This window comes from Arthrobacter sp. Hiyo1, from assembly GCF_001263615.2.
Lineage (GTDB): Bacteria > Actinomycetota > Actinomycetes > Actinomycetales > Micrococcaceae > Arthrobacter.
In genome coordinates this window covers 93013-99904 of sequence record NZ_DF952472.1, presented here as the reverse complement: position 1 = coordinate 99904, position 6892 = coordinate 93013, and the positions used below count along the sequence as shown (strand labels likewise).

Below are 6892 nucleotides of genomic sequence, written 5' to 3'. Positions count from 1 at the left end.
GAGGAGATTCAAATGGTCAATCAAGCACCTACGAAGCCCGCCAGCCGAGTTGCCGCCGCCCCCGCTTCAACCATCCGCAAGCCACGCGGCCTTTCCGGAACCGGCGGCCGCACCGCCGCCCTGTTCCTTACCCCGTTCTTTGCCGTCTTCGCCTTGGCGATGGTGGCACCCGTCATCTATTCGATCGTGTTGAGCTTCTTCGCTCAGCAGAAATCCGGCCTGGGCTTCGGCGAGGCGAAGACCGCGTTCGTCGGCCTCGAGAACTACCTGCAGGTCCTGCAATCCGAGGCCTTCGTGGGCGGCATCGGCCGCCTCGCGCTGTACTGCGCTATGTACATTCCATGCATGGTGGGCGGCGCCTTGGCGTTCGCGCTCCTACTGGATGCCGCCGTCGCACGTGCCCGGAAACTGTTCCAACTCCTTGTCTTCCTGCCGCATGCCGTTCCGGGCGTCATCGCCGCGCTCATCTGGGCCTATCTGTACACGCCGGGAGTCAGTCCCATCGTCTCCGTCCTCCAAACCGGCGGCATTTCGCTGAACTTCCTGGACGCCCACCTGATCCTGCCGTCGATCGTGAACATCGCCGTGTGGGAATGGACGGGCTACAACGTGATCGTGCTCTTCACGGCGCTGCAGGCGGTTCCGCGGGAAGTCCTCGAGGCCGCTCGTGTTGACGGAGCCGGGGAAATCCGTGCGGCCCTCAGCATCAAGCTGCCGCTGATCCTGCCCGCACTCAGCGTCATCATGCTCTTCACCGTGATCGGCACGCTGCAGCTGTTCACCGAACCCTCCATCATCTCCAAGGCCACGGCGTCCGTCACCAGCACATGGGTTCCGAACATGTGGGCCTACGACGCGGCCTTCAATCGGCACAACCTCAACCAGGCCGCGGCCGCCTCCATCATCATTGCGCTCATGGCCGCCGTGCTGTCCTGGGCCGTCACCCGCTTCAGCTCAAGGATGAACAAAGCATGAGCGCCACCACCTTCCCCCGGCCCCGAACTGCGCTTGCGCCTTCACCTTTGAAACGACGCCGGGCCGCCCGAGTCGGGTTCGCCAGCACCTTCACCGTGAACGCACTCCTGATCCTCGGTTCCGCCTACATGGTGCTTCCGGTGCTGTGGCTCTTCTTCGCCTCCACCAAAAGCACCGCGGACCTCTACGGAACGGCGGCCTACGCTTTCGGGCACCCGGCCTTTTTTGACAACGTCGTCGCGGTCCTGAGCCAAGACGGCGGCGTGTTCCTCCGGTGGATGGCGAACTCCATGTTCTACGCGGCTTTCGGAGCCGTCTTTGGCGGGCTCATCTCGGTCATGGCCGGGTATGCGTTCGACAAGTTCCAGTTCCGCGGCAAGGACTCCTTCTTCGGTATCGTCCTGGTGGGCGTCCTCATCCCGAACACCGCCACCGTCCTGCCCATGTATCTGCTGGCATCGGTCTTCGGGATCACCAACACCATCTGGGCCGTCCTCATCCCCGTGCTCTGCAACCCTTTCGGTGTCTACCTGGCCCGGGTTTACTCCGCGGCCTACGTCCCGGCCGAAACGCTCGAAGCCGCGCGTGTGGATGGGGCCGGAGCCATCCGATCCTTCTTCTCACTCGGCCTGCCCATGATGCTCCCCGGATACGTCACGATCGCCCTGTTCCAGTTTGTCGGCGTCTGGAACAACTTCATGCTTCCGTTGGTGATGCTCCAGGACCAGCAACTGCTCCCGGTCAGCGTCGGGATTTCCATCTGGCAGGGCTACGCCGTACCGCAGCCGGAATTCACACCCCTGGTGATCACTGGGTCCCTTCTGTCCATCGTGCCGCTGCTTCTCGCGTTCATCATGCTGCAGCGATTCTGGAAGTCCGGCTTGACGGCAGGGAGCGTCAAGTGACCCTCAACGTTGCCTTGGCCATGCCGGCCCACACCGCCCGGGCCCTGTTCCCGGAACGCAGCCTCGACACCCTCGACCCTGAACTGAACCTCCTGAGCCTTGAGCCCATCCAGGACTTCCACGCACCCGAAGGCAAGGCGCTGCTCGCGGAGGCCGACATCCTCATCACGGGCTGGGGCTGCCCCATGATTGACGACGCCGTCCTGGATGCGGCACCGCGCCTGCGCTACGTCCTGCACGCGGCCGGGAGCGTGAAACACCACGTTGCGGACGCCTGCTGGGAACGCGGCGTCCAGGTCAGCTCTGCCGCGGATGCCAACGCCATCCCGGTCGCCGAATACACCGTGGCCATGATTATCCTGGCCAACAAGCGCGTCCTTCAGATCGCCCGCGCCCTGCATACCGCCCGCGCGGAGATCCAGCCCGAACGGCTCTTCCCTGACATGGGAAACTACCGCAAGCGCGTCGGGATCATCGGTGCTTCCAAGATCGGGCGCCATGTCATCCGCCTGCTCGCTCCGTACGAGCTTGACGTCGTGGTGGCCGACCCCTACCTCGACGCCGCCGAGGCGGCCGCGATCGGCGTCGAGCTCGTCACCTTGGACGAGCTCGTGGCGAGCAGCGACGTCGTGTCCCTCCACGCGCCGTCGCTCCCCTCCACCAAGAACCTCATCGACGCCGGCCGGATCGAAGGGCTCCGCCCCGGAGCCACGTTCATCAACACCTCTAGGGGTGACCTCGTCGACCAAGGCGCCTTGCTGGCGCGGGTGGAGCGCGGTGATATCTATGCCGTGTTGGATGTCACCACCCCTTGGGTCCTGCCAGCGGACTCCGGCTTCTACGCGCACCCAAATGTCCTGCTGACCCCGCACATCGCCGGTTCCCTGGGCAACGAACTGGAACGCATGGCAGCCAGCACCGTCCAGGAAGCCCTCCGGCTTTCCCGGGGCGCCCCCCTCTCGTTTCGCGTCCGCGCCGAAGATCTCGGCATCACCGCCTAGTTCTCAAGTCCGTCCATTTTGTGCCTCGGCGTCCAGGGCGCCTTTGGCACGTCCACCACACCTGCTTAGGAGCAACTCCGTGTCACCACAGATCTCACGCCGAACGGTTCTCCAGACCGCAGGCACGCTATCCCTTGCAGCCGTTGTCAGCTCGATGTTTGCCCAAAATTCCTGGGCGGCATCAGTGCCGAGCGCCGCGGACTTCGCCGCGCTGCGGACCCGCTGGGTGGACCAGATCACCGGCCGCACGGTGATCCAGGCGGGTGATCCAGACTTCGCCACGGCTATCACTGCGCTGAACAACAAGGCCGCCGCCTCGCTGGCCAAGGTCAACCGCGCGGCAGGCCGTACCTCGGTCTTCACCGACCTGTCGCTCGCCAACGACGTCCACATTGCTTCCACCTACCAGCGCGTCTGCAGCAGCTCGCCATCGCTTGGGCGACCCCCACTGCCACAGTGTTCGGGGATGCTTCCGTGCTTGCAGACATCAAAGCGGGGCTGGCGGACGCGCATGCCGTTGCCTACAACGATACGAAAGTAGAATCCGGGAACTGGTGGAACTGGGAAATCGGTGTGACAAGGGCCTTGGCCGATACATTGGTCCTGATTCACGGCGAACTGACCGCCGCCGAGATCGCTGCCAACTGCGCAGCCATCGACCACTTCGTGCCAGACCCGTGGCAGCAGTTCATGGCACCAAGAGCCAAGGTCACGTCCGTGGGAGCCAACCGCGTCGACCTCAGCCAAGCAATCATCATCCGCTCCTTGGCCGGGGAAGATACCGCAAAGCTTCAGCACGCCATCACGGGACTGAGCCAAGTGTGGCAATACGTCATTAGCGGAGACGGATTCTTCAGGGACGGCTCCTTCATCCAGCACAGCACCACCGCATACACAGGTTCGTACGGGGTAGTGCTGCTCACTGGATTGTCCAAGCTGTTCGCGCTCCTTGGCGGCACGGCCTCTGAAATCTCCGATCCAAGCCGCAGCATCTTCCTCGACGCAGTCGAGGGTTCGTACGCGCCGTTCATCATCAACGGAGCCATGGCGGATGCCGTGCGTGGCCGCTCAATCAGCCGAGAGGCCAACACCGGCTACGACCTCGGGGCTTCCGCGATCGAAGCCATTCTCCTCCTGGCACGCGCCATGGATCCCGCTACCGCTGGAAGATGGCGGGGCCTGTGCGCCGGATGGATCACCCGCAACACCTGCCGCCCGATTCTTGCAGGGGCCAGCGTGCCAAGAACTGCCCTTGTCAAGGAACTCCAGGCCAGCGGTATCGCGCCAGCCGCGGAGACCGCGGGGCACCGGCTCTTCCCTGCCATGGACCGTACCATCCACCGGGGGAGCGGCTGGGCACTGTCCTTATCCATGTCAAGTAACCGCATTGCCTGGTACGAATGCGGCAACGGCGAAAACAACCGCGGGTACCACACGGGTTCCGGCATGACACATTTCTATACGGCCGACCTGGGCCAATACGACGACGCCTATTGGGCCACCGCCAACTACAACCGGCTGCCCGGCACCACCGTGGACACCACGCCCTTGCCGGACAAGGTGGAGGGCGAATGGGGTGCAGCCCGCCCTGCAAACGAGTGGACGGGCTCCGCGGCCCTGGGCGAGGTGGCCGCCGTCGGGCAGCATCTTGTGGGCCCCGGTGGCACCGGCTTGTCGGCCAGGAAGTCCTGGTTCATCAGCGGGGACCTGGCGGTATGCCTCGGCGCCGACATCAGCACCAGGAGCGGCGCCCGCGTGGAGAGCATTGTGGACCACCGCAATCTTCACGAAGGAAACAACGCCCTCACGACGGCGTCGGGCAGCATCGCCGAATCGGCCGGCAGCGCAGTGGTTCTTGATGACGATCGATGGATCCATTTGGAAGGGTTCGGCGGCTACGCCGTCCTCGACGCCTCACCGCTCACGGTCCTCCGCGAAAGCCGCTCCGGAAGCTGGTCGGCGGTCAATCTCCTTGCCGGCAGCACCACCGTCCAGCAGCGCAACTTCGCCACCGTCTACATTGACCACGGCGCAGGCGATACACCGGGCAGCTACGCCTACGTGGTGGCTCCAGGCGCATCGGTCGCCCAAATCAGGCAGATCGCACAAGGCAACAACCACACGGTGATCCGGAACGATGCCACCGCCCAGTCCGTGGAGTTCAAGAGCGAGAAGACTACGGCGGCAACCTTTTGGAAGGCCGGAACAGCGGGGGACCTTGGTGCCTCGGGTCCCGCGTGCGTTGTCTACTCCAGGCACGGAAATGTGCTCAGTCTGGCGGTCAGCGAGCCCACGCAGAAAGCATCCCGCATCACATTGACGCTGCCCGAAGGAACATGGTCCACAGTGCTGGAAGGCTCCGGGGCGGCCCTCGGCGCTGATGCCGAGGCCGCTCAACCCTCACGCTCGACACTGCCGGACTCGGCGGCCAGACGCAGACCGTCAAACTCCGCCGCTAACCGAACATGGGCCACCGTGCCGCTGCGACACTTGGACGCGATGGTCGGCGTGGTCGACCTCAAAAACCTGGAAAGAGCATCCAGAACGTCATCATCACCTGAGCTGTGTGACGGGGGCGTCCGGCCGTCCCCTGCCACTTGGTGCTTATGCTTCCCAGGTGGCGGGTGAGGAATCGGGAGAGCCCGAGATCGTCCGGCAGCATCTTTTGACCAGGCGTGGCTGGCCCTTCCGGTCCTAGGATCAACTGGCCCCCCTCCATGCGGACGGGGCTGTTGTGCCGTGGTTATAGTCGAAGGATGAAGCAGCGAGTATTGGGCAAGACGGGGCGGTCCGTCTCCGTTGTGGGGCTGGGCACATGGCAGCTCGGTGCAGACTGGGGCAACGTGGACCCGAAGGAAGCCAACGACATCCTGGAAGCCGCAGTGGATTCCGGGGTGACCTTCTTCGATACCGCCGATGTGTACGGCGACGGGCGGAGCGAGCAAACCATAGGGGCGTACCTCGCTGCCAACCCCGGACTGGAGATCACGGTAGCCACCAAAATCGGGCGGCGCCTGGAACAGAAACCGGAGAACTACACACTGGCCAACTTCCGGCAGTGGGTCGACCGTTCCCGGCGGAACCTCCGGATGGATTGCCTGGACCTGGTGCAGTTGCACTGCCCACCGACCCCTGTCTGCAGCCGGCCGGAAGTCTACGATGCGCTGGAGACACTCGTCAGTGAAGGCGCAATCAAGGACTACGGCGTCAGCGTCGAGCGGACCGATGAAGCACTCGAAGCCATCAAACACGGCACGGCCACCGTCCAGATCATTCTGAACGCCTTCCGACTCAAACCCTTGGAGGGCGTCCTGCCTGCGGCGAAGAACGCCGGAGTCGGCATCATCGCCAGGGTCCCTCTGGCCTCCGGCCTGCTCTCGGGCAAGTATTCCAAGGACACAGTCTTTGCCGAAAATGACCACCGGAAATACAACCGGAACGGTGCAGCATTCGACGCCGGAGAGACCTTCTCCGGAGTTGACTTTGAACAAGGCCTCAAAGCGGTGGACGAATTCAAAAAGCTTGTCCCGTCCGGAGCAACTACAGCCCAAGCGGCCATCGCCTGGATCGCGGCACAAGACGGCGTCAGCACCGTCATACCAGGTGCCCGAAGCCCCGAACAAGCCCGCTCCAACGCCGCCTCCATCCAGATACTGGACCACCTGGGTCCGGACTTCGAGAACAGCGTCAGGGAAATCTACAACACGTACTTCCGCGAGATGGTCCATTCACGCTGGTAAACCCCGGAAAGCCAAGCTATTCCGCATGTACCGGCAGTCAGGGACGACGATAGGGTTGGTGCATGAGCGCACCGGAAACGACACACGACTGGCAGCCCCTATGGGCGCGGCTCAATGCAGGCGAGGAAACACTTCCCGCCGGCGTCCTGATGACCGCCCCGCCGGGCGAGGTCAACAGCGCGCTGCCGCTGGAGTCCGAGTTCGGGGTGTTCGAGGCGCCCTTGGAGGATTACGACGTCGTGGAGTTGACCCGCTTCGACCGCCCTCTGGC

7 protein-coding genes are annotated in these 6892 nt (G+C 63.9%); all 7 read left to right on the top strand.

Annotation, left to right across the window (positions count from 1 at the left end; all coding sequences use genetic code 11):
- The first annotated feature begins 12 nt into the window (after positions 1 to 12).
- A complete protein-coding gene (locus AHiyo1_RS14100) occupies positions 13 to 975 on the top strand; it encodes a carbohydrate ABC transporter permease (protein ID WP_059388990.1) in 963 nt (320 codons plus the stop codon).
- Positions 972 to 1880 carry a carbohydrate ABC transporter permease gene (locus tag AHiyo1_RS14095; RefSeq protein ID WP_059388989.1) on the top strand — a complete coding sequence of 303 codons (909 nt, stop codon included), beginning with the start codon at positions 972 to 974 and terminating at the stop codon, positions 1878 to 1880. The genes AHiyo1_RS14100 and AHiyo1_RS14095 overlap by 4 nt, the downstream gene beginning before the upstream one ends.
- A complete protein-coding gene (locus AHiyo1_RS14090; RefSeq protein WP_084784512.1) occupies positions 1877 to 2881 on the top strand; it encodes a hydroxyacid dehydrogenase in 1005 nt (334 codons plus the stop codon). The genes AHiyo1_RS14095 and AHiyo1_RS14090 overlap by 4 nt, the downstream gene beginning before the upstream one ends.
- Positions 2882 to 2960: 79 nt before the next feature.
- Positions 2961 to 3422: a twin-arginine translocation signal domain-containing protein gene (locus tag AHiyo1_RS25615; protein ID WP_216363211.1), complete on the top strand. Its 462-nt coding sequence runs from the start codon at positions 2961 to 2963 to the stop codon at positions 3420 to 3422.
- Positions 3338 to 5509: a polysaccharide lyase 8 family protein gene (locus AHiyo1_RS14085; RefSeq protein ID WP_059388987.1), complete on the top strand. Its 2172-nt coding sequence runs from the start codon at positions 3338 to 3340 to the stop codon at positions 5507 to 5509. The genes AHiyo1_RS25615 and AHiyo1_RS14085 overlap by 85 nt, the downstream gene beginning before the upstream one ends.
- A gap of 128 nt (positions 5510 to 5637) precedes the next feature.
- The gene (locus tag AHiyo1_RS14080; RefSeq protein ID WP_059388986.1) at positions 5638 to 6621 is read left to right on the top strand and encodes an aldo/keto reductase; all 984 of its coding nucleotides are present in this window, start codon (positions 5638 to 5640) and stop codon (positions 6619 to 6621) included.
- A gap of 62 nt (positions 6622 to 6683) precedes the next feature.
- Positions 6684 to 6892, top strand: a 209-nt coding sequence (locus AHiyo1_RS24795) for a hypothetical protein (RefSeq protein WP_172465596.1), incomplete at its 3' end; no start/stop codon positions are given.